This window comes from Scandinavium tedordense (assembly GCF_024764965.1).
Classification (GTDB): domain Bacteria; phylum Pseudomonadota; class Gammaproteobacteria; order Enterobacterales; family Enterobacteriaceae; genus Scandinavium; species Scandinavium tedordense.
In genome coordinates this window covers 19,558-44,730 of record NZ_JALIGG010000043.1, presented here as the reverse complement: position 1 = coordinate 44,730, position 25,173 = coordinate 19,558, and the positions used below count along the sequence as shown (strand labels likewise).

Sequence of the window (25,173 nt, the reverse complement as noted above, 5' to 3'; positions counted from 1 at the left end):
GTTTATTTTCGCTTTTCTCTGTCAGGATTTCCTGAGAAACCCTTCTGACCCGGCGGCTAGCGTGCCGTTGTTCCGTGTCAGTGGAGGCGCATTATAGGGAGTTCTGACGAGACGGCAAGTATAAATTCGAAAAAATTATTCAACCGCTCAATATTCATACAAACCATGTGCCAGATGGTAATATTCGCCTGGTTTTTAAACAAAAACGAGCCCCTGAGGGCCCGTTTTTGTTTTTATGTGACTTACTGCACAGCCACAATTCGGTCGTCTTTGACTTTCAGCTGGATAGTTTTCCCAGGAATCAGCTCCCCAGAAAGGATTTGCTGCGCCAATGGGTTTTCAATCTGCTGCTGAATAGCCCGTTTCAACGGCCGTGCACCGTAAACCGGGTCATAGCCGTTGGCACTCAGCAGCGCCAGCGCATCATCTTCTATATGTACATCGTATCCACGCTCTTCGAGACGCTGGTAAAGACGCTGCAGCTGGATCTTCGCAATCGAGGCGATGTGTTTTTCACCCAGAGGATGGAAGACCACCACTTCATCAATACGGTTGATGAACTCTGGACGGAAGCTGTGGCTAACCACATCCAGCACCAGATCTTTCATGTGACCATAATCCAGCTCGCCGAAACGTTCCTGAATCAAGTCCGAACCCAGGTTCGAAGTCATGATCACCACGGTATTGCGGAAATCGACCGTTCTCCCCTGCCCGTCCGTCAGTCGTCCATCGTCCAGCACCTGAAGGAGAATGTTGAACACATCAGGATGCGCTTTCTCTACTTCATCCAGCAGAATGACTGAATAAGGGCGACGGCGGACCGCTTCGGTCAGATAGCCACCTTCTTCATAGCCAACATATCCTGGAGGCGCACCGACCAGGCGCGAGACGGAGTGTTTCTCCATAAACTCGGACATATCGATACGAACCATCGCATCGTCGCTATCGAACATGAAGTTAGCCAGCGCTTTGCAAAGCTCGGTTTTACCGACACCCGTTGGCCCGAGGAACAGGAACGAACCAATCGGACGATTCGGATCGGATAAACCAGCCCGACTACGGCGAATAGCATTGGAAACGGCTTCTACCGCTTCGTTCTGGCCAATTACCCGGCTATGCAACTCCTGCTCCATGCGCAGCAGCTTGTCGCGCTCACCTTCCAGCATTCTCGCCACCGGGATTCCAGTCCAGCGCGCCAGCACATCGGCAATCTCTACGTCGGTAACGCGGTTACGCAGCAGACGCATGGTTTTGCCTTCAGACTGCTCGGCAATCGTCAGTTGTTTTTCCAGCTCCGGAATTTTGCCGTACTGCAATTCAGACATCCGCGCTAAATCACCCACACGGCGAGCCTGTTCAATCGCAATCTTCGCCTGTTCAAGTTCAGACTTAATGGTCTGCGTTCCGGACAGAGACGCTTTTTCCGCTTTCCACTCTTCTTCCAGTTCTGAATACTGACGTTCTTTATCGTCTAGTTCTTCATTGAGCATATCCAGACGTTTCAGGCTGGCTTCGTCAGACTCTTTCTTCAAGGCCTGCTGTTCCAGCTTGAGCTGGATGATGCGGCGTTCAAGTCGGTCAAGCTCTTCCGGTTTGGAGTCAATCTCCATACGGATGCTGGAAGCAGCTTCATCGATAAGGTCGATGGCTTTATCCGGCAACTGTCGGTCGGCAATATAGCGGTGCGACAATGTCGCCGCTGCCACAATCGCCGGGTCTGTGATTTGCACGTGGTGGTGCAATTCATAACGCTCTTTCAGGCCGCGTAAAATCGCGATAGTGTCTTCTACTGTCGGTTCAGCCACGAACACTTTCTGGAATCGACGCTCAAGCGCAGCGTCCTTCTCTATATATTGACGATATTCATCAAGCGTAGTGGCCCCGACGCAGTGCAGTTCACCACGCGCCAATGCGGGTTTCAGCATGTTCCCGGCATCCATTGCGCCGTCAGCTTTACCGGCACCAACCATGGTATGCAGCTCATCAATAAACAGGATGACGTTGCCTTCCTGTTTTGAGAGATCGTTCAGTACGCCTTTCAGACGCTCTTCGAACTCACCACGGTATTTCGCCCCGGCCACCAGCGCGCCCATATCCAGCGCCAGTACCCGGCGGCCTTTCAGCCCTTCCGGTACTTCGCCGTTAACAATACGCTGAGCCAGCCCTTCGACGATCGCGGTTTTACCCACGCCAGGCTCACCGATCAGAACCGGGTTGTTTTTGGTACGACGCTGCAATACCTGAATAGTACGGCGGATCTCTTCGTCACGGCCGATGACCGGATCAAGTTTGCCCTGTTCGGCTCGCTCGGTGAGATCAAGGGTATATTTCTTTAATGCCTGACGCTGATCTTCAGCCCCTTGGTCATTCACGTTTTCACCTCCACGCATTTGTGCAATCGCCTGCGTCACATTGGCGGTTGTTGCTCCGGCGGTTTTTAACAGGTCGGCAAGCGTGCCACGTGATTCAAGCGCCGCCAGAACAAACAGCTCTGACGAGATAAAGTTGTCATTTCGTTTTTGCGCCAGCTTATCGCAAAGATTCAGCACCCGGACCAGATCCTGAGACGGCTGAACGTCACCACCGGTGCCTTCCACCTGCGGTAAACGGCTCAATGCCTGATCGATGGCCGTGCGTAACTGCCCGGCATTAATGCCAGCTGAAGTTAATAAAGGACGTACCGAACCGCCTTCCTGACTCAGAAGTGCGCTCATAAGATGAAGAGGTTCGATGAATTGGTTGTCGTGCCCTAATGCAAGAGATTGGGCATCGGCGAGTGCAAGCTGGAATTTATTGGTAAGACGATCCAGACGCATAATTCCTCCCATAACAGGTCAATTTTGCTACTGGAGATTAAATGAGGTCATCCCTCAATTATTCAAGGTTAAAGACCTGGACTATGTGAAAAATATATCAGCCTTCTGGATCGTCTTGATTCTTTAGGTTATATCAGCCAAATGAAACTTGCCATACGACCGGTGGTCCGATCGCGTCGATAAGAGAAAAAATCATCCTTTTCGCTTAGCGTACAGCGTTCACCGCCGAACACCTGAGTCACGCCGAGATTTGCCAGACGCTGACGGGCTAACTGATAGATATCGGCGAAATATTTCTCGCCAGCAGGGCGGAAAGCGCTATCAGCTTTCGCATCTTTATCCATGAATGCTTCACGGACTTCCGGACCCACTTCAAATGCCTGCGGACCAATTGCAGGGCCAAGCCAGGCGAGAATGTTTTCCGGCTTATCCTGAAATTGTGCGACGGTTTGTTCAAGCACGCCATCACATAATCCACGCCATCCCGCATGGGCGGCAGCCACTTCAGTACCCGCCTGATTACAAAACAGCACCGGAAGACAGTCGGCAGTCATCACCGCACAGACCAGACCCGCCTTATTGCTGTATGACGCGTCGGCCCGTTTGGAACCGTACTCGCCGCCGGTCAGCGTTAGTACTGCATTACCGTGGACCTGCTCAAGCCAGACCGGACGCGAAGGAAACGCGGCCGCTTCGTAGAAGCGACGACGGTTCTCTTCAACGTGCTCCGGATTATCGCCACAGTGGGCACCGAGATTAAGAGAATCCCGGGGTGACGCACTCACGCCACCCACTCGCGTTGAGCTACATGCTCCGACGCCCGCAGGCATCGGCCACTGTGGAACAATAATCTTGGTCATAACCAGGCGACGTCGTCCTTGTGTTCTTCAAAATCAGCGCGCATAGCGGCAATGAGATCAACCATATCCTGTGGAATTGGCGCATGCCATTCCATCTCGATGCCAGTAATCGGGTGGTAGAGACGAAGCATGGTTGCGTGCAGCGCTTGACGATCGAATTTACGCAGTTCGGTGATGAAGGCTTCTGATGCCCCTTTAGGTGGACGCGGACGGCCGCCATAAAGCTGATCACCCACCAGCGGATGGGTGATGTGCGACATGTGCACACGAATCTGGTGCGTACGCCCCGTTTCCAGACGCAGACGCAGACGCGTGTGAATACGGAAATGCTCCATGATGCGGTAATGCGTCACCGCCGGTTTACCCATTGGGTGAACGGACATGTGGGTACGCTTGGTCGGATGGCGGCTAATCGGTTCTTCCACCGTTCCGCCCGACGTCATGTGGCCAATTGCGACGGCCTCATATTCACGGGTAATTTCACGCAGCTGCAGCGATTCTACCAGACGCGTTTGCGCCGGAACGGTTTTCGCAACGACCATCAGACCGGTGGTGTCCTTATCCAGACGATGGACAATACCCGCACGTGGAACGTCGACAATCGGCGGATAGTAGTACAGCAGCGCATTAAGGATAGTCCCATCTGGGTTACCCGCGCCCGGATGCACGACCAGACCGCGCGGCTTGTTGATAACAAGAATGTCGTCATCTTCATAGACAATGGTCAGCGGGATATCCTGTGGCTCGAACCGCGCTTCTTCTTCGATTTCAGCGTTGATGGCGACATGTTCCCCCCCCAACACTTTCTCCTTCGGCGTGCTACAAATGACGCCGTTAACCAGCACTCGTTGGTCAAGAATCCATTCTTTTATACGTGAACGTGAATAATCCGGGAACATTTCGGCCAAAGCCTGATCTAAGCGTTGACCGAGTTGTTTTTCGGATACCGTTGCGGTGAGTTGTACTTGTTGTGCCATAAACAGCTTCTTCGTTTAACGTTGGGTTTTACGGCTTCGCCGTATAATATAGTGTGCTATTGTAGCTGGTCTTAATCGGGAGCAGGAATGATAATCTCCCGCATAAACATTCTGAGGAAAGTCAAAACGTCATGACGCGCATGAAATACCTGGTGGCCCTTGCCACACTCAGCCTGGCTTTGGCGGGTTGTTCCGGTTCAAAGGAAGAGGTGCCTGATAGCCCGCCAAATGAAATCTACGCGACTGCTCAACAAAAGTTGCAGGACGGTAACTGGAAACAGGCGATAACGCAACTGGAAGCGTTGGATAACCGCTATCCATTCGGCCCGTATTCTCAGCAGGTTCAGCTCGACCTGATTTATGCGTACTACAAAAACGCCGATCTGCCGTTGGCTCAGGCTGCCATCGACCGCTTCATGCGTCTTAACCCGACTCACCCGAATATCGACTACGTCATCTATATGCGTGGCCTGACCAACATGGCTCTGGATGACAGCGCCCTGCAGGGCTTCTTTGGCGTTGACCGCTCTGACCGCGATCCGCAGCACGCCCGTGACGCATTCAATGACTTCTCCAAGCTGGTCCGGGGTTATCCGCAGAGCCAGTACGTGTCCGACGGCTACAAGCGCATGGTATTCCTGAAAGACCGTCTGGCGAAGTATGAACTGTCGGTTGTTGATTACTATACCGATCGTGGTGCATGGGTCGCCGTTGTGAACCGCGTTCAAGGCATGCTCCGCGATTTCCCGGACACGCAGGCTACTCGCGATGCGCTGCCGAAGATGGAAAAAGCCTACCGCGAAATGCAGATGAACGCGCAGGCCGACAAAGTGGCTAAAATCATTGCCGCCAATGGCGACAAGACCAGCAGCTGATTGCCCTGATAACGAAAAAGGCAGCCCAGAAGGCTGCCTTTTTTTTATGCAATTCGCGAGAACGCTGAACCGGTTTAGCTCGCAGTCATCCCATCAACTATGGCCCTCTTTTCCTCATTCCTCAAGTATTAAATCCCCTGTTCCTGTCCTGTCTCACAAATTACGCTGACTGACAAAAAGTGACAAAATAACGTGATACACATCACACATTTTGACATTGAGAACGGTATGCTGGAATCACCAAGACGGGAAAGACAAGAGGTAAAATTTATGACAATGAACATTACCAGTAAACAAATGGATATTACTCCGGCCATCCGCCAGCACGTCGCAGACCGTCTCACCAAACTTGAAAAATGGCAAACTCATCTAATTAACCCCCATATTGTTCTGTCTAAGGAACCGCAGGGCTTTGTTGCCGATGCAACCATGAACACGCCGAATGGCCACTTGGTTGCCAGCGCACGTCATGAAGATATGTACACTGCCATTAATGAATTGATCAACAAGCTGGAAAGGCAGCTCAATAAAGTGCAACACAAAGGGGAAGCACGTCGCGCCAACGCATCGGTGAAAGACGTCAACTTCGTTGAACAAGAGTAATCCTTATCAACTGTGTTAATCCAACGCGCCTCCGGGCGCGTTTTTTGTGCCCGGTTGTTTTAGCGGTTGACAGCATGAAAACAGTACGGTTACTTTAACTGAGTGCTTCTAAGGAAACCCTGATGAAAATTGTCCCGTTCTTCTTCGCATTCTTTTTTACCTTCCCCTGATTGGGAGGCGTTTCGTCGTGTGATAAAGAATGCGAAGACGAACAATAAGGCCTCCCACAATGGGGGGCCTTTTTTATTGATAACAAGAAAGGCGACATTATGACTGCGGAAAACCCGTTACTGGCTCTGCGCGATAAGATAAGCGCACTGGATGAAAAGTTGCTCTCGCTGCTGGCCGAGCGTCGTGGGCTGGCTGTTGAAGTAGGTAAAGCGAAACTGTTATCTCATCGCCCGGTACGCGACATCGACCGAGAGCGCGATCTGCTCGAACGCCTGATTACTCTGGGCCAGACCCATCATCTCGATGCGCACTACATCACACGTCTGTTCCAGCTGATTATCGAGGATTCAGTCCTGACTCAGCAGGCGCTGCTTCAACAACATTTGAACAAAATTAACCCACACTCAGCGCGCATCGCATTCCTCGGACCGAAAGGATCGTATTCCCACCTCGCTGCACGTCAGTACGCTGCCCGTCATTTTGAGGAATTTATCGAAAGCGGCTGCGCGAAATTCTCCGACATCTTCAATCAGGTCGAAACCGGACAAGCTGACTACGCTGTGGTACCGATTGAAAACACTAGCTCAGGTGCGATCAACGACGTCTACGATCTGCTGCAACACACCAGCCTGTCGATTGTGGGCGAGATGACTATCCCTATCGATCATTGCGTGCTGGTTTCCGGCTCGACCAGTCTCGACCAAATCGAAACCGTATACAGCCATCCACAGCCTTTCCAGCAGTGCAGCCAGTTCCTGAATCGCTATCCTCACTGGAAAATTGAGTACACCGAAAGCACGTCAGCAGCGATGGAAAAAGTGGTCGAAGCCAATTCTCCACACGTGGCCGCGCTCGGCAGCGAGGCGGGTGGCGGTCTTTATGGATTACAGGTGCTGGAACGCAACCTGGCAAACCAGACACAGAACATTACCCGCTTCGTGGTCCTGGCCCGTAAAGCCATCAACGTCTCCGATCAAGTGCCAGCCAAAACAACGCTGCTGATAGCCACCGGGCAACAGGCCGGTGCACTCGTCGAAGCGCTGCTGGTATTACGTAATCATAATGTGATCATGACCAAGCTGGAGTCGCGTCCGATTTATGGCAATCCGTGGGAAGAGATGTTTTATCTGGATGTGCAGGCCAACCTGGAAGCCAATGCAATGCAACGCGCGTTGAAGGAGCTGGGTGAAATCACCCGCTCCATGAAAGTGCTGGGCTGTTATCCGAGCGAAACGGTAGTGCCGGTTGACCCTGCTTAACCTTCGATAAACGGCAATTTCTTCATCCCTGCGACGGCAACCGGCAGGGTGAAGATTGCGCCAGAGAGCGGATATTGACGAACCTCTTCGGCGCTCATGTTTTCTCGGGTGGTGGTGATAAACAACGTTTTCATCTCCGGGCCACCAAAGCACACCATCGTTGGGCAACGAACCGGCAAGCGATACTCTTCCAGTTTCTGTCCATCGGGTGAAAAACGCGCCACCCGCCAGCCATCGAACAGCGCACTCCAGTAGCCCCCTTCTTCATCTATCGCGGCGCCATCCGGAATGCCCTCGCCCGCACTGAAATGATGGAAAGGCTCACGCTTGCCAGGCTCTCCTTGCTCATCCAAAGGCGTACGATAGATAATGCTATTCGGGGTATCCGAGGTGTACATCCATTTTTTATCCGCGCTAAAAGCCAGCCCGTTGGCACCGTGAATATCACACTGAATAACTTTCGGTTTGAGTTTATTGTCTATCCGCACCAGCAGAGCGCCGTTGTAATCACCCGGTCCCCAGAACGTGCCTGCGTAAAAACGGCCATCACGATCGGTTCCGCCGTCGTTAAAACGAGCCAACTGTGGATTGCTCGGGTTATCGCAAATTTTATGCACCAGTAGCCCACGGCTGTCGCTTAACCAGATAGCGCTTCGCAGGGCGACGATAAACCCGCCCTTTTCCCGAAGTGAAAAACACCCCACCTCTTCTGGAAACTGCAATACCTGATGTTCGCCACTCTTGATATCGTAACGATGAATTTCATACTCCAGGATGTCGGCCCAATAGAGTGCCTGCTCGGCCTCGCTCCAGGTTGGGCATTCCGGCAAATGGCCGGTGTAATCAAACAGTACATCAGGTTGAGCCATGTTCGTTTCCCTATAAAAAAAGCCAGCGGGTTTCCCCTCTGGCTTTTGAGTATAAACCCAAAATTAATCGAGTTGCAGGAAGGCGGCAAGCCTGCGAATCTCCAAGAGCTTACTCAGGTAAGTAACTGGGGTGAGCAGATGCAGCCAACGCACATACAGCATGAAGTATGATGGGTTTAAACCGTTTTTTATTGCCGACTGTCGTTCGCCTGCCGTAACAGCGTCCGGCTTTCGCTCTGGAAGCGCTGAGCGTAATCGCCGAACCAGTGTTCAACCTTACGGAAGCTGTCGATAAAGGCTTGTTTGTTACCTTGATCCAGCAGTTCAATCGCCTCGCCAAATCGTTTGTAGTAACGTTTGATCAACGCAATATTGCTCTGCGAAGACATGATGATGTCCGCATATAACTGAGGATCCTGAGCAAACAGACGCCCGACCATCGCCAGTTCCAGGCGGTAAATCGGTGACGACAGCGCCAGCAACTGTTCCAGCTGGACATTCTCTTCCGCCAGATGCAGCCCGTATGCAAAGGTCGCGAAGTGGCGCAGTGCCTGGATGAACGCCATATTCTGGTCGTGTTCCACCGCGCTGATGCGGTGCAAACGTGCGCCCCAGACCTGAATCTGTTCCAGGAACCATTGGTACGCTTCCGGCTGACGACCATCGCAGTACACCACAACCTGTTTCGCCAGGCTACCGCTGTCCGGGCCGAACATCGGGTGTAATCCCAGTACCGGACCATTGTGTGCCGCCAGCATTGCCTGCAGCGGAACGGCTTTCACCGACGCCAGATCGACCAGAATACAGTCCGCAGGTAAGGCTGGCAGCTTCTCGATTATCTCCGCCGTGGAGTGAATCGGTACACTGACGATAACCATTCCCGCATCGGAGAGCATCTCTTGCGCGCGCGCCCAGTCGTTCTTTTCGAGGATCCGCACCTGATAACCTGACAAGGTCAGCATTTTCTCAAACAAACGCCCCATCTGACCGCCACCGCCGACGATAACCACCGGACGCAGTTGCGGACAAAGCGTTTTAAAGCCTTTGTCATTTTCGCTGGAATAGGATTCGCGCATCACCCGACGCAGAACATCTTCGATAAGATCGGGCGGAACCCCTAACGTAGCGGCCTCCTGACGGCGCGATGCCAGCATCGACGCCTCGCGCTCAGGAACGTAAATCGGCAAGCCGTACTTACTTTTGACTTCGCCGACTTCAGCCACCAACTCCAGACGGCGCGCCAGTAATTCCAGCAGCGCCTTATCTACTTCATCTATTTGATCGCGTAGCGCGGTCAGTTCAGCAACCATAAATTCCTCTTACGCCAGACGAGCCGCCAGCTGGCCACGTAAATCTTTATCAAGCTCGCGCAGCAGCGCATCCGTCGCTTCCCAGCTGATGCAGGCATCGGTCACCGACACGCCGTATTTCATATCGCAACGCGGCTGCTCGGAAGACTGATTACCTTCATGAATGTTACTTTCAATCATCAGACCAATAATGGAACGGTTACCATCTTTAATCTGTGCAACCACGGATTCTGCCACGGCAGGCTGACGGCGGTAGTCTTTGTTGGAGTTACCATGACTGCAATCTACCATCAGCGCAGGCTTCAGTCCCGCCTGTTCCATCTCTTTTTCACACTGAGCGACGTCTGCCGGGCTGTAGTTTGGTGCTTTACCGCCACGCAGGATCACATGCCCATCCGGGTTGCCCTGAGTTTGCAGCAGGCAAACCTGTCCAGCCTGGTTGATACCGACAAAGCGGTGTGGCATCGCCGCCGCACGCATGGCGTTGATTGCCGTCGCGAGGCTGCCGTCGGTGCCGTTTTTAAAGCCAACCGGCATTGACAGACCGGATGCCATTTCGCGGTGAGTCTGTGATTCTGTAGTACGCGCACCGATAGCGGACCAGCTGAACAGATCGCCAAGGTACTGCGGGCTATTCGGGTCGAGCGCTTCAGTTGCCAGCGGCAGGCCCATGCTAACCAGTTCCACCAGCAGACGCCGCGCAATTTTCAAACCGCCTTCAACATCAAACGAGCCATCCATGTGCGGATCGTTGATCAACCCTTTCCAGCCGACGGTGGTACGAGGTTTTTCAAAGTAGACACGCATCACCAGGTAGAGGCTATCGCTGACCTCTGCGGCAAGGGTTTTAAATCGACGAGCATATTCAATCGCAGCTTCCGGATCGTGGATAGAGCATGGCCCACAAACCACCAGCAGACGCGGATCGCGCCCGGCAATGATATCGGAAATGGTCTGACGGGACTGGGCTATCTGGCCTTCCTGTTCAACGGTCAGCGGGAATTCCGCTTTCAGGACTTCAGGAGTGATCAGAACGTGTTCGTCGGCGATATGTACGTTGTTCAGCGCGTCTTTTTGCATGATGGCGATCCTGTATAGCTCGTTTGCGATAAAAGGGTTTCCTCAGCGAGGTTGAGCTTACGATACCACACACGGTAAAGATTTCAATCCACAATCCGTAAATTTTACTTTACACTAGGCATATTTGGCGCATTTATTCTGCCTTTTACTGTAAATAAATTATTCCACTCGCGATATGCAGTGACTCCGCTATGCTGAAAGCACTGATATGGAGGAGCCTATGAAGCCAGTCTTGTGTGCGCTTTTGCTTTTATTATTGAACGGATGCCAGATTGATCCCTACACCCATTCCCCTCAATGGACCAGCACCGATTGGTACGGCGAAGGTATTGATGATGGCCGAAGCGGCGTGACCGCCCGAAGTGATAGTCAGCTGGCGAGCGATCAGAACGATCCCAAAGTCGATCGTAAAGCGTACCTGAAGGGTTATGCTCTGGGTCTGAAAGATATCTGCACGCCACATCTGCTTTTTGGCTGGGGTGTTTCCGGCAAGATTTACCCTGAAGGATGCGATAGCCTGGATAACGCCGCGGCGCTACGGGAAGCCTGGCAAAAAGGAATGAATGAAGGAGCGCAATCCAACAGGTTAAATTGATGTTTGTGTGTAGCTGGCACAGCGCTTTATTCCGGTAACGGACACAGATCCAGACTATGGCCGCGCACCTGGTCGCCACTGGCTTAACACCTCCCCGCATGGATGGTCACGCGGATAATTATGGCGAAGAGGATTACAGCGAAGCGCTGATGACGCACCGCGTAACGATCGTCATCAGCGCGCCCTGACTGTTAGTCTGCTGACTGAACCATCGTACCTGTGCTGGCCATGCGCCAGCGCAATACATCCACAGCAACAAACAGCAGTAAACTCACGCCTAATACAGGCATCGCCACGCCCAACAACACGGCCAGCGCAGATACCATCAACTGCCCTACTCGTGGCAAATCAAACCAGCTTTGGGTAAGTGTGCTCAGCGGATTGTATTTCGCAGGCGTTGGACGGCGAGACCACCACAACCGATAACCCACTACGATCATCACACACAGCGCCACGCCAAAGGCGATCAGCAGGATCTGATTCAGCACACCAAACAGCAGTCCCATGTGGAAATCCACGCCCCAGCGCGTTAGCTTTGCCATCAGCGGAAAATCAGCAAAACGTATGCGATCGACGACCTGCATTTTTGCAGCGTCGATCGCCACAGCATCGACCTGAGTCGGCCAGCCACGATCGATCTCGGTCACCGTCCACGCCTTGTCTTCGCTTTTCGCCGGACGGATTTCGACTTTGCTAGCATCAATACCCGATTGCTGTGCCAGATGGAGTACGTCATCAAACAGCACAGCGTCTGGGGCCATCATTGCCATCGTCATTCCGCCATGATGCTCAGCGTGCGAGTCTGGCATCATCATTTGGCCATTCAAGTGGGTATTCACCTGCGGCGTTAGCCAGTTAAACGCCGAGCGCAGCTTATCGACGTTACCACCCGCCCACTGTGACCAGGTTAAGCCTGTCGCTGAGAACAGCAACATACCACCAAGCAGGATCCAGCCCAACATGACATGCACCCGACGATTACTCTGCACGCGGTTACGGATGCGTCTTTTCGGACGGGTAAAAAACCACAGCGCAATTCCGCCGCAGGACGCCAGCCACATCCACGATGCTGCCAACTCGCTGTAAAGCCGTCCGACGTCACCCAGCAGCAGCGAGCGATGAGCGTAATCAATCCACTGACGCAGGGGCAAAATGCCGCTGGTGCCGTAAACCGTCATATCACCTTTCACCGCCAGCGTTACGGGGTCGATAAACATCGCCCGGCTTTCAGATTCCCCCAAAGATGGATCGCTAAACATCACGCGAGTGGTTTCACCGGGCGTCAGCGACGGACGCACGGCATACAGCACCAGGTCCTGGCCCATCGCTTTTTCTGCCACGGCGATTTGTTCGGCCAGAGAGTGCGGCGCTCCACCTTTTTCTGCGGTCAGGGCGTCGCGATACAGCACGTTTTCGAGCTGCGGTGTCGCAACGTACAGCGTGCCGGTCAGTGCCGCCACGAAGATGAACGGTCCAACAAACAAACCGATAGAGAAATGAAGGCGACGCAGCAGGTTGACCCATGCGGCGCGCGGGGTGCAGGTTGTCATACTTTTCCTTTTAAAAAGCAAATAAAGAGTGTGGCGTTTGGCGCCCATTCTTATGTTGTTAGCAGGTAAAAGCAGACAGACTCGGCGGCGCGCGGGTAGGAGGGTAAAGCCACGGGGAAAAATGCCAGACCTGCGCACGGAGTCGCGGCAGTCGTAAACGTAGGCGTAACAATAATGCACAGACCAGCAGCACCAGGGCCAGGATAAGCCCCGGCACGTGCGCCAACAACACACAGTAGCCGCAGGCCTCAGCGTGATCGACCGGCATCGTGCCCGAATGGTGTCCATCATGATACTCGCTCAGCATCGACATCTCGTGATGCATCCCGGGCATCGCACTCATCGGGTCTTTTTGCAGTGAAACGGAAATTAGCGGCGCCACAATAATCAACGCAATAGCAAACAGCGCGAACCAGGCCGCGACGCATTTACCGTTACTGCGATGAAATGTGTTATCTACCATCTGTCCTCCGACGCGGGGACATTGTAAATGATTTGCAGCGGGAAGGTTAACATTCGAGAGGAATGACCATAAAAAAGGGCCAGCCTTGCGGCCAGCCCTTTTTAACTTGGATGTCGCTTAAACGAATCTTAGTTAAGACGCTCTTTGATACGAGCAGACTTACCAGTACGCTCACGCAGGTAGTACAGTTTAGCTTTACGAACGGCACCACGACGTTTAACAGCAATGCTGTCAACAACTGGAGAGTGAGTCTGGAAGACACGCTCAACGCCTTCGCCGTTGGAAATTTTGCGAACAGTGAATGCAGAGTGCAGACCGCGGTTACGGATAGCGATAACCACGCCCTCGAATGCCTGCAGACGTTTTTTGGAACCTTCAACAACCCATACTTTCACTTCCACGGAATCACCCGGACGGAAAGAAGGTACGTCCTGCTTCATCTGCTCTTGTTCAATTTGCTTAATAATGTTGCTCATAATTTAATCTCTTATCCTGGGTAAACTGATATTTGGGGGCTTACGCCTCACCATCATGTTTATGCTGCTGTTGTGCATGTTCCCGTTGGAACTCTGCCAGCAACCTTGCTTGCTCTTCAGTCAGAGCCAGGTTTTCCAGAAGTTCAGGTCTTCTAAGCCAGGTCCGGCCCAGCGACTGCTTCAGACGCCAGCGACGTATCTCGGCATGGTTGCCTGACAGTAAAACTGCCGGGACCTCCATCCCTTCCAACACTTCAGGTCGAGTATAGTGTGGACAGTCCAACAAACCGTCAGCAAAGGAATCTTCCGTTGCTGATGCTTCATGGCCCAGAACACCCGGAATAAACCGGGAGACCGAGTCAATCAGCGTCATTGCTGGTAACTCACCACCGCTGAGAACGTAATCGCCGATAGACCATTCTTCGTCAATCTCGGTTTGGATTACGCGCTCATCTACCCCTTCATAGCGACCGCATACCAGAATCAATTTCTGACTCGCTGCCAGTTCGCTGACGCCTGCTTGATCAAGCTTGCGTCCCTGAGGTGAAAGATAAATCACCTTCGCGCCTTCACCTGCCGCGGCTTTTGCTGCATGAATAGCATCCCGCAAAGGTTGCACCATCATTAGCATCCCCGGTCCGCCGCCGTAAGGACGTTCGTCCACGGTACGGTGCCGGTCATGAGCGAAATCACGAGGACTCCAGCTCTGGATGCTCAGCAGGCCATTTTTTACTGCCCGGCCAGTTACCCCGTAGTCGGTAATCGCGCGAAACATCTCTGGAAACAGGCTAACTACACCAATAAACACAAGCCAATCCCCATAGTGCCGTCTTTTACCGGTAATCCGGAGGTTTTAAAAACCAGGATCCCAATCTACTTCAATGGTTTGAGTAGTGAGATCGACTTTCTTGATAACCTGCCCATCGAGGAACGGAACCAACCGCTCCTTGATACCAAACGCATCTTTCAGGTTTGCCTTAATGACGAGAACGTCATTGGACCCGGTTTCCATCATGTCGATGACTTTACCGAGGTCATAGCCTTCAGTGGTCACTACCTGGCAGCCCATAAGGTCTTTCCAGTAGAAGTCACCCTCTCCGAGCTGAGGCAACTGCGAGGAATCCACGAAAATTTCACAATTCGTCATGAGATTCGCTGCATCCCGGTCTTCAACGCCTTTCAGCTTGATAACCAGATCCTGATTGTGGTGACGCCAGCTTTCCAGCTCGACGATTTGCCACTGACCCGCCTTCTGGATATACCAGGGCTGATAGTCAAAAATGCTTTCGGTGTCTTCGGTGGAAGAAAACACTCTGAGCCAACCACGAATACCGTAGGAAGAGCCCAATTTGCCGACCACGATAGGTTCAGCAGGGACTTTCGCGGCGAGTTGCTTGCTCATCATGACCACCGTGACAGATTAAGCTGCTTTGTTTGCTGCTTTGATCAGCGTAGCTACGCGATCAGAAACAGTTGCGCCCTGGCCAACCCAGTGAGCGATACGATCCAGATCCAGGCGAGTGCCTTCTTCTGAAGCGGAAGCGATTGGGTTAAAGAAACCAACGCGCTCAATGAAGCGGCCGTTGCGTGCATTACGGCTGTCAGCAACGACAACCTGGTAGAACGGACGCTTTTTTGCGCCGTGACGTGCTAAACGAATAGTTACCATAACATCCTCTTGTGTGAATAAAACACAGGGCCCCATCGAGGAACGGGGCCCAGTGTCATATTAAAAGCCCGAAAATTTTACTGATTTCTGGGGAAATTGCAATCAACAGTTATAAACTCTGCTGCCGAAGGCCGTCGGCGGTGCGGCCAGTTTAGTTACGGCGTGCCCGCAAAAGCGAAGCGTACACGAAGTACGTGAGCATTTTGAGCACACCCCGGGACTAAAATGGCAAACAAGCCGGCCCTAGCGGCCCGGGAATCCAGGGGGCATCATCCCTTTCATCCCGCGCATCATCTTCGCCATACCGCCTTTCTTCATTTTCTTCATCATGCGCTGCATGTCGTCGAACTGTTTCAGAAGGCGGTTAACGTCCTGTACCTGCATACCGCAGCCCGCTGCGATACGGCGTTTACGGGAACCTTTGATGATTTCCGGGTGGGCGCGTTCTTTGAAGGTCATCGAGTTGATAATTGCCTCCATACGCACCAGCACTTTGTCATCCATCTGCGCTTTCACGTTGTCAGGAATCTGGCCCATGCCCGGCAGTTTGCCCATCAGGCTTGCCATGCCACCCATGTTTTTCATCTGGCGCAGCTGCTCAAGGAAATCGGTGAGGTCAAAGCCGTCGCCTTTCTTGAGTTTATTCGCCAGCTTTTCAGCCTGCGCGCGGTCAACTTTGCTTTCGATATCTTCGATAAGCGAAAGCACGTCACCCATGCCGAGAATACGAGACGCGATACGATCTGGATGGAACGGCTCCAGCGCTTCAGTTTTCTCGCCGACGCCGAGGAATTTAACCGGCTTACCGGTAATGTGACGAATCGAGAGCGCCGCACCACCGCGGGCGTCACCATCGACTTTGGTCAGAATAACACCGGTCAGCGGCAGCGCTTCGTTAAACGCCTTCGCCGTATTCGCGGCATCCTGACCGGTCATTGCATCGACCACAAACAGCGTTTCTACCGGGTTAATCGCAGCATGAACCTGCTTAATTTCGTCCATCATCGCTTCGTCGACATGCAAACGACCGGCGGTATCCACCAGTAGCACGTCGTAGAATTTCAGCTTCGCTTCTTTCAGCGCCGCATTAACGATATCGACAGGCTTTTGAGCCACATCTGACGGGAAGAAATCGACCCCGACCTGCTCGGCCAGGGTTTCCAGCTGTTTAATCGCCGCAGGGCGATAAACGTCCGCCGACACGACCAGCACTTTCTTCTTATGCTTCTCGCGCAGGAACTTACCGAGCTTACCGACGCTGGTAGTTTTACCGGCCCCCTGCAGGCCCGCCATCAGTACGACAGCCGGTGGCTGAGCGGCCAGATTCAGAACCTGGTTTTCTTCGCCCATCGCCGCAACCAATTCTTTACGAACGATTTTGACGAATTCCTGGCCTGGCGTCAGGCTCTTGTTAACTTCATGCCCAACCGCGCTTTCTTTTACGCGGTTAATGAAATCACGAACGACAGGCAGCGCGACGTCAGCTTCCAGCAGCGCCATGCGCACTTCGCGCAGCGTGTCTTTGATGTTGTCTTCAGTAAGGCGTCCGCGACCGCTGATGTTACGCAGCGTACTCGACAAACGATCGGTTAAATTATCAAACATTGTCTCTCGCCTGAGGTGGAAACGTACGGTCGCCACAGCGACACATTCACAGAATTTTGCCGCAGTATAACACGACACAGCACGAGTTGTGATGCAACGGTTGGAGCCTGAGCCCCGTAACGTTATACTGCTTCTCTTTCACCACACGCCAATGTCGACATCTCTATGCCTGTTTTTTCCCTGCTCGCGCTTGTTGCCTACTCCATCAGCCTTGCGCTGATCATTCCTGGCCTGCTGCAAAAAAACAGCGGCTGGCGGCGCATGGCAATTCTTTCGGCGGTCATTGCCCTCATCTGTCACGCATTTGCGCTCGAAGCGCGAATTTTGCCCGGCGGCGATAACGGACAAAACCTGAGCCTGTTGAACGTCGGTTCGCTGGTCAGCCTGATGATTTGTACGGTGATGACCATCGTAGCTTCGCGCAACCGGGGCTGGTTGTTGCTGCCGATTGTGTATGCGTTTGCCTTGATTAACCTTGCCTTCGCCACCTTCATGCCTAATGAGTTTATTACGCATCTGGAAACAACGCCGGGAATGATGGTGCACATTGGCCTCTCGCTGTTTGCCTACGCAACGCTGATTATCGCCGCGCTGTATGCCTTCCAGCTGGCGTGGATCGACTATCAGCTCAAGAATAAAAAACTCGCTTTTAGCAGCGAAATGCCACCGCTAATGAGTATCGAACGTAAAATGTTTCACATCACTCAGGTGGGTGTTGTGCTGCTCACTCTGACCCTGTGCACTGGTTTGTTTTATCTGCACAACCTGTTCAGCGTTGAAAATATCGACAAAGCAGTGCTGTCTATTATCGCGTGGTTTGTCTATATCGTGTTGTTATGGGGTCACTATCATGAAGGCTGGCGCGGACGTCGCGTGGTCTGGTTTAACGTGGCTGGCGCAGGACTTCTGACGCTGGCCTATTTTGGCAGCCGTGTGCTGCAACAGTTTGTGAGCTAAGACTTAAAGGAAACCCGGTTTGGAACATATCTCAACCACGACGCTTATCATTACGCTTGCCGTCATGGTTATTATCTCTGCCTATTTCTCCGGTTCAGAAACCGGGATGATGACCCTTAATCGCTATCGATTACGTCATATGGCAAAACAGGGCAACAAGGCCGCAAGACGTGTCGAAAAGCTGCTGCGTAAGCCTGACCGCCTGATTAGCCTGGTGCTGATCGGCAACAACCTCGTCAATATTCTCGCCTCTGCGTTAGGCACAATCGTCGGTATGCGCCTGTACGGGGATGCGGGCGTGGCGATTGCCACCGGTATTTTGACCTTCGTGGTGCTAATTTTTGCCGAAGTGCTGCCAAAAACCATCGCCGCCTTGTATCCCGAAAAAGTTGCCTACCCAAGCAGCGTCCTGCTGGCCCCGCTGCAAATTCTGATGATGCCGCTGGTGTGGCTGCTGAACACCATCACCCGCATTCTGATGCGCATGATGGGCATCAAAACCGATACCATCATCAGTGGCGCAGTCAGCAAAGACGAACTGCGCACTATCGTGAACGAATCGCACTCGCAAATTTCCCGTCGTAATCAGGACATGCTGCTGTCGGTGCTGGATCTGGAAAAGATCAGCGTCAACGACATCATGGTGCCGCGCAATGAAATCGTGGGGATCGATATCAACGACGACTGGAAATCTATCGTCCGCCAGCTCACGCACTCTCCACACGGGCGCATTGTGCTTTACCGCGAGTCGCTGGATGACGCTATCAGCATGCTGCGCGTACGCGAAGCCTATCGCCTGATGACGGAGAAACAAGAGTTCACCAAAGAAGTGCTACTGCGCGCCTCCGATGAAATTTACTACGTGCCGGAAGGTACGCCGCTCAGCACCCAGTTGGTGAAGTTTCAGCGGAACAAGAAAAAAGCGGGCCTGGTGGTCGATGAATACGGCGATATTCAGGGCCTGGTGACAGTGGAAGATATCCTGGAAGAGATCGTCGGCGATTTCACGACGTCTATGTCGCCATCGCTGGCAGAAGAAGTCACTCCGCAAAATGACGGTTCGGTGATTATCGACGGCACCGCCAACGTGCGTGAGCTGAACAAAGCCTTCAACTGGCATTTTCCGGAAGATGAGGCCCGCACCATCAATGGCGTGATTCTGGAAGCACTGGAAGAGATCCCGGCGATTGGTACGCGGGTGCGCATCAACCATTACGACATCGATATTCTCGACGTACAGGACAACATGATTAAGCAGGTGAAAGTAGTGCCGGTGAAATCACTGCGGGAAAGTGTGGCGGAATAAGAGGTTTTCTCTCCCCGGACGGGGAGAGAATTTTAGCCAGGCTTACGCCTTCGCTTTAGCGACCGAGACCATTGCCGCGCGAATGGTACGACCGTTCAGGGTATACCCCTTCTGCATCACCATCAGCACGTTGCCTGCCGCCACTTCTTCTGACTCAACCATCGCAATAGCCTGATGCACGTTCGGGTCCATCGGTACGTTGGTATCACCCACGACTTCCACGCCGTACTTGCGTACAACGTCGAGCATGGATTTCAGGGTCAGTTCAATCCCTTCAATCATCGGAGCCATGTCCGGATTGGCTTTATCAGCCACTTCCAGCGCACGATCCAGACTGTCGATAACCGGCAGAAGATCGTTTACGAACTTCTCCAGCGCAAATTTATGCGCCTTCTCGACGTCCAGTTCGGTACGACGACGCAGGTTTTCCATCTCGGCTTTCACACGCAGAACACCATCGCGTTCGCGGGTCTGAGCTTCGTTAAGCTGTGCTTCCAGATTCGCAATTTTCTCATCGCGCGGATCCACCTGCTCAGCTGAAGTCTCAGGCTCCACGGCCTCTACCTCATCGTGCTGGTCCTTGATAATTTCTTCCGGGGCTTGCCCCTCAGGCGTTTTCTGTTCTTTACTACTCATGAATTTCTCCGCGTTTTTTCGTATTCATCTCGCTGACTTCGCTTATTATGGGGATCGTGCTGCGGGTTTCAAGGGAAGCAGGCACATTGTCATCATTCATTCGCCACAAGGACCTCCAGAAAATGAACAATCATTTCAAGTGTATCGGTATTGTCGGTCATCCCCGCCATCCTACCGCGCTAACCACACATGAAATGTTGTACCGCTGGCTGTGTACCAAAGGCTACAATGTTATTGTTGAACAACAGATTGCCCGCGAGCTGCAATTAAAGAACGTTGCCACTGGCACCCTGGCTGAAATTGGCCAACAGGCCGACCTGGCGGTAGTGGTCGGCGGTGATGGCAATATGCTTGGCGCCGCGCGGACGCTGGCTCGCTACGACATTAAAGTTATCGGCATTAACCGTGGCAACCTGGGCTTCCTGACCGATCTCGACCCCGATAACGCGCATCAGCAACTGGCTGACGTGCTAGAAGGCCACTATATCACCGAGAAACGCTTTCTGCTTGAGGCACAAGTGTGCCAGAAAGAGTGCCAGAAACGCATCAGCACAGCCATTAACGAAGTGGTGCTGCATCCCGGTAAAGTGGCACATATGATTGAATTCGAAGTGTATATTGATGAAGTTTTTGCCTTTTCCCAGCGCTCAGACGGCCTGATCATCTCGACACCGACCGGTTCAACCGCCTACTCACTTTCAGCAGGCGGCCCAATTCTGACCCCTTCCCTCGACGCTATCACGCTGGTGCCGATGTTCCCACACACGCTGTCCGCCCGCCCGCTGGTTATCAATAGTAGCAGTACCATTCGCCTGCGCTTTGCCCATCCTCGCAGCGACCTGGAAATCAGCTGTGATAGCCAGATTGCGCTGCCGATTCAGGAAGGCGAAGACGTGCTGATCCGCCGCTGCGATTACCATCTCAACCTGATTCACCCCAAAGATTACAACTATTTCAACACATTGAGCTCAAAACTCGGCTGGTCAAAAAAATTGTTCTGATTTTTCTTTTCGGCTCTTTACTGTATAAAAAACCAGTCTATACTGTATTAAAACACAGTTATGGTTTTTCATACAGGAAGACAACGATGCTGGCACAACTGACCATCAGCAATTTTGCAATCGTACGTGAGCTTGAAATCGATTTTCACAGCGGAATGACGGCCATCACCGGCGAAACCGGTGCCGGTAAATCTATTGCGATTGATGCCCTTGGGTTGTGCCTGGGTGGCCGCGCCGAGGGCGATATCGTCCGCACGGGTGCGACCCGTGCCGATCTCTGCGCCCGCTTCGTCCTGAAAGATACGCCTGCGGCTCAACGCTGGCTGGAGCAAAACCAGCTGGAAGACGGACGTGAGTGTCTACTTCGTCGGGTAATCAGCAGCGACGGCCGTTCCCGCGGCTTTATTAACGGCACCGCAGTCCCTCTTTCTCAGCTCCGCGAACTCGGCCAGCTGCTTATTCAAATTCACGGTCAGCACGCGCACCAGCTTCTGGTGAAATCCGAACATCAAAAATCCCTGCTCGACGGCTACGCCGGGGAGTCAGTGCTCACCCTGCGTATGGCGGAACAATACCGTCAATGGCATCAGAGCTGTCGTGACCTCGCGCAGCATCAGCAGCTTAGCCACGAACGCATCGCGCGTGCGGAATTACTTCAGTATCAATTGAAAGAGCTGAACGAGTTCCAGCCGCTGGCGGGTGAGTTTGAGCAAATTGATGAAGAATACAAACGCCTCGCCAACAGCGGGCAGCTGATCAGCACCAGCCAACATGCCATGTCGATTCTGGCCGATGGCGAAGACGCGAACCTGTTAAGCCTGCTGTACAGCACGCGCCAGCTGGTGACCGAACTGGTCACCATGGACAGCAAAGTTTCCGGCGTGCTCGAAATGCTGGAAGAAGCGTCCATTCAACTCAGCGAAGCCAGCGATGAACTGCGTCATTACTGTGACCGTCTCGATCTCGATCCGAACCGCCTGTTTGAACTTGAGCAGCGCATTTCACGCCAGATTGCGCTGGCACGTAAGCACAATGTGACCCCGGAAGAGCTCCCGGCGTTTTATCAGTCTCTGCTCGATGAACAGCAGCAGCTGGACGACCAGGCCGATTCTGCGGAAACCCTAAGCCTCGCAGTGAGCAAGCACCACCAGCAGGCGCTGGAAACCGCCGAACAGCTTCATGCATTACGACAGGCCAGCGCGATTGAATTAGCCGGGCTGATAACCGACAGCATGCACTCTCTTTCAATGCCGCACGGGCTGTTCGCGATTGATGTCAGTTTCGAAGCAAATCACCTGACCGCCGAAGGTGCCGACCGCATTGAGTTTCGCGTCACAACCAACCCGGGTCAACCGTTGCAGCCGATTGCGAAAGTCGCGTCCGGCGGTGAGCTTTCTCGTATCGCACTCTCCATCCAGGTGATCACCGCCCGTAAAATGGAAACCCCGGCGCTGATTTTCGATGAAGTTGATGTGGGTATCAGCGGCCCAACCGCTGCGGTCGTCGGCAAACTGCTGCGCCAGCTGGGGGAATCGACTCAGGTAATGTGCGTCACGCACCTGCCACAGGTGGCGGGCTGTGGTCACCACCATTTCTACGTCAGCAAAGAAACCGACGGTGCAATGACCGAAACGCATATGCAGCCGCTCGATAAACGCGCGCGTTTGCAGGAACTGGCCCGTCTACTCGGTGGCAGCGAGGTGACTCGCAACACGCTGGCGAACGCCAAAGAGTTGCTGGCGGCATAAACTTTTTCGGTAACTCAGGGTCATAGACAACAACAAAACGCCGTAAGACCAGTTTCAATGTAAGGCAAGGTCTATTATCATCGGCATATGACAATTGAGCCGTGAACTGCTCGGGCCCGAAAAGGAATCAAATCACTATGCGCTGTAAAATGCTGACTGCTGCCGCAGCGGTTGCTCTGATGTTGACCGCAGGCTGTTCCACTCTGGAGCGAGTGGTTTACCGTCCTGACATCAACCAGGGCAACTATCTGGCACCTAACGACGTCGCAAAAATTCGTGTCGGCATGACACAACAGCAGGTTGCCTACGCTCTGGGTACTCCGATGATGTCCGATCCGTTCGGAACAAATACCTGGTTCTACGTGTTCCGTCAGGAACCTGGCCACGAGAAAGTGACTCAGCAAACGCTGACCCTGACCTTCAACACCAGCGGTGTACTGACCAACATCGACAACAAACCGGCTCTGACTTCAGGCAACTAAGCCTGTCGCAGAGGTAAAAAAAGCGCTCATTGAGCGCTTTTTTATTTTCCGGCCTTCTCCGCTCGCTGACGTCGCAGAGCTTTCGGGTCGGCAATCAGCGGGCGATAAATTTCTACCCGGTCGCCATCATGTACCGCGTCCTGCAATTTAACGGCCCGGCTCCAGATCCCCACCTTGTTGCTGGTGAGGTCGATTTCCGGGCGCAAACGCATTAAGCCGCTGGCAACAATTGCCTGTTCAACGGTCGCGCCCTCTTCCAGCGAGACCTTATGCAGGTACTGTTTTTCCGGCAGAGCGTAAACCACTTCTACCGTAATATTAGCCGACACTGTAAACCTCTTTGGCGCGTAGCGTGAAAGCCTGCACCATATTGGAGGCCAGCTCTTTAAAGATGCGGCCAAACGCCATTTCAATCAGCTTATTGGTGAACTCAAAATCCAGGTGAAACTCGATTTTGCACGCCTCCTGGCTGAGCGGTGTGAATTTCCAACCGCCGATCAATTTCTTGAACGGGCCATCCACCAGATGCATCAAAATGCTTTGGTTATCGGTCAGCGTATTTCGGGTGGTGAAGGTTTTACTGATACCCGCTTTCGATACGTCAACCGCCGCCGTCATTTGCGACGGCCCGGCCTCCAGCACACGACTCCCGGTGCAACCGGGGATAAAATCAGGATACGCATCTACATCATTCACGAGTTGGTACATCTGTTCCGCGCTGTAAGGCACGAGCGCAGTACGACTAATCTGGGGCATGGCTATTTCCACTCACTGTCATCGCGCAAATAATATCATTTATCCCCTGTTAAAAAAAACGCTGTGCCGTAACTCGTGCTAAGATACGCCATTGCGCCTCGCGGGAGGATTGAGGCAATGTACAGAAAAGATGACTTCAGGACACTATGACTAAGAAAAAATCTAACAAACCTGGATCAGCCACTATCGCGCTGAATAAACGCGCCCGCCACGAATATTTTATCGAAGATGAGTATGAAGCGGGACTGGCCCTACAGGGCTGGGAAGTCAAATCTCTGCGTGCAGGTAAAGCCAACATTAGCGACAGTTACGTTATCCTGCGTGACGGTGAAGCCTATCTGTTTGGGGCTAACTTCCAGTCGCTGGCTGTCGCGTCAAGCCACTACGTCTGCGATCCTACCCGTACCCGTAAACTGCTGCTGAACCAGCGCGAGCTGGATTCCCTCATCGGCCAGATTAACCGCGACGGTTACACCGTGCTTGCGCTCTCCCTTTACTGGAAGAATGCCTGGTGTAAAGTCAAAATCGGCGTAGCGAAAGGCAAGAAACAGCACGACAAACGCTCCGACCTGAAAGATCAGGAATGGGCGCGTGATAAAGCGCGCATTATGAAACACGCCGGCCGCTAACACCTTTCATCTGAAACTGTCCTGAAAGCGTGGATAACGCTAACGGGACTTTTTTACGTCTGGCACCACCATTCCTTTCCCGCTAACAATTAATTAAAGCCAAAATACAATTACTCACCGGAGATAATTCACCAGGTCATTAGAACCTTCATGATATATCATGTAGTCCTTAGGCAGCTTAATTAGCACTATTATTCACGGCCTGACGTAAAGGGACCGGGATCGCATATGAAGGGAATATTTAAAACAAAAAATGAGCATTTCTCTCGCAAACTATCCGTTCAACACATAAGAACCGGTAACGAGTACCCCTCTTCGCCTCTCAGAAACGATTTTCTTTTCTGCAGCACTATTCTCAATATTTCAACAGATTAAACCGAAACCACTCCGTATCGCACGCATTCGCCCACCTCAGACATCCCTGGCAACTTGACGACTAAGGTACTAAAAGTTCATTTTTGCTAAAGCAAAGTTAACCGT

The 25,173-nt window shown here is 52.8% G+C and carries 27 protein-coding genes, 1 pseudogene and 1 other annotated feature; of the genes and pseudogenes, 12 read left to right on the top strand and 16 right to left on the bottom strand.

The window, feature by feature from the left end:
- Nucleotides 1-242 precede the first annotated feature (242 nt).
- The 3 genes from clpB to rluD form a co-directional block, all read right to left on the bottom strand.
- Nucleotides 243-2,816 carry an ATP-dependent chaperone ClpB gene (gene clpB / locus MUU46_RS00880; RefSeq protein ID WP_258964503.1) on the bottom strand — a complete coding sequence of 858 codons (2,574 nt, stop codon included), beginning with the start codon at nucleotides 2,814-2,816 and terminating at the stop codon, nucleotides 243-245.
- 128 nt (nucleotides 2,817-2,944) lie between these two features.
- A complete protein-coding gene (gene yfiH / locus MUU46_RS00875) occupies nucleotides 2,945-3,676 on the bottom strand; it encodes a purine nucleoside phosphorylase YfiH (protein WP_258964502.1) in 732 nt (243 codons plus the stop codon).
- The gene (rluD, locus tag MUU46_RS00870) at nucleotides 3,673-4,653 is read right to left on the bottom strand and encodes a 23S rRNA pseudouridine(1911/1915/1917) synthase RluD (RefSeq protein ID WP_159757787.1); all 981 of its coding nucleotides are present in this window, start codon (nucleotides 4,651-4,653) and stop codon (nucleotides 3,673-3,675) included. Before rluD ends, yfiH begins: the two co-directional genes overlap by 4 nt.
- A 131-nt stretch (nucleotides 4,654-4,784) precedes the next feature.
- Between rluD and bamD the strand changes: the two genes are divergently transcribed.
- The 4 genes from bamD to pheA all read left to right on the top strand — a co-directional run bounded on the left by bamD (nucleotide 4,785) and on the right by pheA (nucleotide 7,561).
- Entirely contained in the window at nucleotides 4,785-5,528 is a 744-nt protein-coding gene (gene bamD / locus MUU46_RS00865) for an outer membrane protein assembly factor BamD (RefSeq protein WP_159757790.1), read from the top strand.
- A 270-nt stretch (nucleotides 5,529-5,798) separates the two neighbouring features.
- Nucleotides 5,799-6,131 carry a ribosome-associated translation inhibitor RaiA gene (raiA, locus tag MUU46_RS00860; RefSeq protein ID WP_159757793.1) on the top strand — a complete coding sequence of 111 codons (333 nt, stop codon included), beginning with the start codon at nucleotides 5,799-5,801 and terminating at the stop codon, nucleotides 6,129-6,131.
- A gap of 121 nt (nucleotides 6,132-6,252) precedes the next feature.
- Nucleotides 6,253-6,378, top strand: a sequence feature (Phe leader region).
- A complete protein-coding gene (pheL, locus tag MUU46_RS00855; RefSeq protein WP_110512077.1) occupies nucleotides 6,254-6,301 on the top strand; it encodes a pheA operon leader peptide PheL in 48 nt (15 codons plus the stop codon). It overlaps the preceding feature by 48 nt.
- 22 nt (nucleotides 6,379-6,400) lie before the next feature.
- The gene (gene pheA, locus MUU46_RS00850) at nucleotides 6,401-7,561 is read left to right on the top strand and encodes a bifunctional chorismate mutase/prephenate dehydratase (RefSeq protein ID WP_258964501.1); all 1,161 of its coding nucleotides are present in this window, start codon (nucleotides 6,401-6,403) and stop codon (nucleotides 7,559-7,561) included.
- Here pheA and MUU46_RS00845 read toward each other — a convergent pair.
- From MUU46_RS00845 to aroF, 3 genes are all read right to left on the bottom strand, one after another.
- Nucleotides 7,558-8,430: an SMP-30/gluconolactonase/LRE family protein gene (locus MUU46_RS00845; RefSeq protein ID WP_258964500.1), complete on the bottom strand. Its 873-nt coding sequence runs from the start codon at nucleotides 8,428-8,430 to the stop codon at nucleotides 7,558-7,560. The two genes, pheA and MUU46_RS00845, sit on opposite strands and share 4 nt — an antisense overlap.
- Before the next feature lie 188 nt (nucleotides 8,431-8,618).
- Nucleotides 8,619-9,740, bottom strand: coding sequence for a bifunctional chorismate mutase/prephenate dehydrogenase (gene tyrA / locus MUU46_RS00840; protein ID WP_159757802.1), 1,122 nt, complete (start codon nucleotides 9,738-9,740; stop codon nucleotides 8,619-8,621).
- Between the two features lie 9 nt (nucleotides 9,741-9,749).
- Nucleotides 9,750-10,820, bottom strand: a complete 1,071-nt coding sequence (gene aroF / locus MUU46_RS00835; protein ID WP_159757805.1) for a 3-deoxy-7-phosphoheptulonate synthase AroF — start codon at nucleotides 10,818-10,820, stop codon at nucleotides 9,750-9,752.
- A gap of 220 nt (nucleotides 10,821-11,040) precedes the next feature.
- Here aroF and MUU46_RS00830 point away from each other — a divergent pair, with 220 nt between their 5' ends.
- Both MUU46_RS00830 and MUU46_RS00825 read left to right on the top strand, forming a co-directional pair.
- The gene (locus MUU46_RS00830) at nucleotides 11,041-11,415 is read left to right on the top strand and encodes a DUF2799 domain-containing protein (protein ID WP_258964499.1); all 375 of its coding nucleotides are present in this window, start codon (nucleotides 11,041-11,043) and stop codon (nucleotides 11,413-11,415) included.
- 41 nt (nucleotides 11,416-11,456) lie between these two features.
- Nucleotides 11,457-11,597: pseudogene (locus MUU46_RS00825) on the top strand (OmpA family protein); the annotation flags it as partial.
- A 9-nt stretch (nucleotides 11,598-11,606) separates the two neighbouring features.
- Here the strand turns inward: MUU46_RS00825 and MUU46_RS00820 are convergent.
- The 7 genes from MUU46_RS00820 to ffh form a co-directional block, all read right to left on the bottom strand.
- Entirely contained in the window at nucleotides 11,607-12,965 is a 1,359-nt protein-coding gene (locus MUU46_RS00820) for a PepSY-associated TM helix domain-containing protein (RefSeq protein ID WP_258964498.1), read from the bottom strand.
- A gap of 58 nt (nucleotides 12,966-13,023) precedes the next feature.
- Nucleotides 13,024-13,428, bottom strand: coding sequence for a DUF2946 domain-containing protein (locus tag MUU46_RS00815; RefSeq protein ID WP_258964497.1), 405 nt, complete (start codon nucleotides 13,426-13,428; stop codon nucleotides 13,024-13,026).
- A 128-nt stretch (nucleotides 13,429-13,556) separates the two neighbouring features.
- A complete protein-coding gene (gene rplS / locus MUU46_RS00810; protein WP_041146788.1) occupies nucleotides 13,557-13,904 on the bottom strand; it encodes a 50S ribosomal protein L19 in 348 nt (115 codons plus the stop codon).
- Between the two features lie 40 nt (nucleotides 13,905-13,944).
- The gene (trmD, locus tag MUU46_RS00805; RefSeq protein WP_110512057.1) at nucleotides 13,945-14,712 is read right to left on the bottom strand and encodes a tRNA (guanosine(37)-N1)-methyltransferase TrmD; all 768 of its coding nucleotides are present in this window, start codon (nucleotides 14,710-14,712) and stop codon (nucleotides 13,945-13,947) included.
- A gap of 45 nt (nucleotides 14,713-14,757) precedes the next feature.
- Nucleotides 14,758-15,306, bottom strand: a complete 549-nt coding sequence (gene rimM, locus MUU46_RS00800) for a ribosome maturation factor RimM (protein WP_159758595.1) — start codon at nucleotides 15,304-15,306, stop codon at nucleotides 14,758-14,760.
- A gap of 18 nt (nucleotides 15,307-15,324) precedes the next feature.
- The gene (gene rpsP, locus MUU46_RS00795; protein ID WP_159757921.1) at nucleotides 15,325-15,573 is read right to left on the bottom strand and encodes a 30S ribosomal protein S16; all 249 of its coding nucleotides are present in this window, start codon (nucleotides 15,571-15,573) and stop codon (nucleotides 15,325-15,327) included.
- Nucleotides 15,574-15,816: 243 nt separating this feature from the next.
- The gene (gene ffh / locus MUU46_RS00790; RefSeq protein ID WP_125352746.1) at nucleotides 15,817-17,178 is read right to left on the bottom strand and encodes a signal recognition particle protein; all 1,362 of its coding nucleotides are present in this window, start codon (nucleotides 17,176-17,178) and stop codon (nucleotides 15,817-15,819) included.
- 165 nt (nucleotides 17,179-17,343) lie between these two features.
- Here ffh and MUU46_RS00785 point away from each other — a divergent pair, with 165 nt between their 5' ends.
- Both MUU46_RS00785 and MUU46_RS00780 read left to right on the top strand, forming a co-directional pair.
- The gene (locus MUU46_RS00785) at nucleotides 17,344-18,135 is read left to right on the top strand and encodes a cytochrome C assembly family protein (protein WP_159757924.1); all 792 of its coding nucleotides are present in this window, start codon (nucleotides 17,344-17,346) and stop codon (nucleotides 18,133-18,135) included.
- 19 nt (nucleotides 18,136-18,154) lie between these two features.
- Nucleotides 18,155-19,441: an HlyC/CorC family transporter gene (locus MUU46_RS00780; protein WP_159757927.1), complete on the top strand. Its 1,287-nt coding sequence runs from the start codon at nucleotides 18,155-18,157 to the stop codon at nucleotides 19,439-19,441.
- A 42-nt stretch (nucleotides 19,442-19,483) separates the two neighbouring features.
- Here the strand turns inward: MUU46_RS00780 and grpE are convergent, their stop codons facing one another.
- On the bottom strand, nucleotides 19,484-20,077 hold the full coding sequence (grpE, locus tag MUU46_RS00775; protein ID WP_159757930.1) for a nucleotide exchange factor GrpE: 594 nt from the start codon (nucleotides 20,075-20,077) through the stop codon (nucleotides 19,484-19,486).
- A 122-nt stretch (nucleotides 20,078-20,199) separates the two neighbouring features.
- Between grpE and nadK the strand changes: the two genes are divergently transcribed.
- The 3 genes from nadK (at nucleotide 20,200) to bamE (ending at nucleotide 23,308) form a co-directional block, all read left to right on the top strand.
- A complete protein-coding gene (nadK, locus tag MUU46_RS00770; protein ID WP_258964496.1) occupies nucleotides 20,200-21,078 on the top strand; it encodes an NAD(+) kinase in 879 nt (292 codons plus the stop codon).
- Nucleotides 21,079-21,164: 86 nt separating this feature from the next.
- A complete protein-coding gene (recN, locus tag MUU46_RS00765; RefSeq protein WP_258964495.1) occupies nucleotides 21,165-22,826 on the top strand; it encodes a DNA repair protein RecN in 1,662 nt (553 codons plus the stop codon).
- A 137-nt stretch (nucleotides 22,827-22,963) separates the two neighbouring features.
- Complete coding sequence (gene bamE, locus MUU46_RS00760) at nucleotides 22,964-23,308, top strand: outer membrane protein assembly factor BamE (RefSeq protein ID WP_125352754.1); 345 nt, start codon at nucleotides 22,964-22,966, stop codon at nucleotides 23,306-23,308.
- 41 nt (nucleotides 23,309-23,349) lie between these two features.
- Here bamE and MUU46_RS00755 read toward each other — a convergent pair whose 3' ends face one another.
- Both MUU46_RS00755 and MUU46_RS00750 read right to left on the bottom strand, forming a co-directional pair.
- Nucleotides 23,350-23,637 carry an RnfH family protein gene (locus tag MUU46_RS00755; RefSeq protein ID WP_159757936.1) on the bottom strand — a complete coding sequence of 96 codons (288 nt, stop codon included), beginning with the start codon at nucleotides 23,635-23,637 and terminating at the stop codon, nucleotides 23,350-23,352.
- On the bottom strand, nucleotides 23,627-24,064 hold the full coding sequence (locus MUU46_RS00750; RefSeq protein ID WP_159757939.1) for a type II toxin-antitoxin system RatA family toxin: 438 nt from the start codon (nucleotides 24,062-24,064) through the stop codon (nucleotides 23,627-23,629). The genes MUU46_RS00755 and MUU46_RS00750 overlap by 11 nt, the downstream gene beginning before the upstream one ends.
- A 146-nt stretch (nucleotides 24,065-24,210) precedes the next feature.
- On the opposite strand from MUU46_RS00750, the gene smpB reads away from it, so the two are divergent.
- Nucleotides 24,211-24,693, top strand: a complete 483-nt coding sequence (gene smpB, locus MUU46_RS00745; protein WP_258964494.1) for an SsrA-binding protein SmpB — start codon at nucleotides 24,211-24,213, stop codon at nucleotides 24,691-24,693.
- Nucleotides 24,694-25,173: the final 480 nt, after the last annotated feature.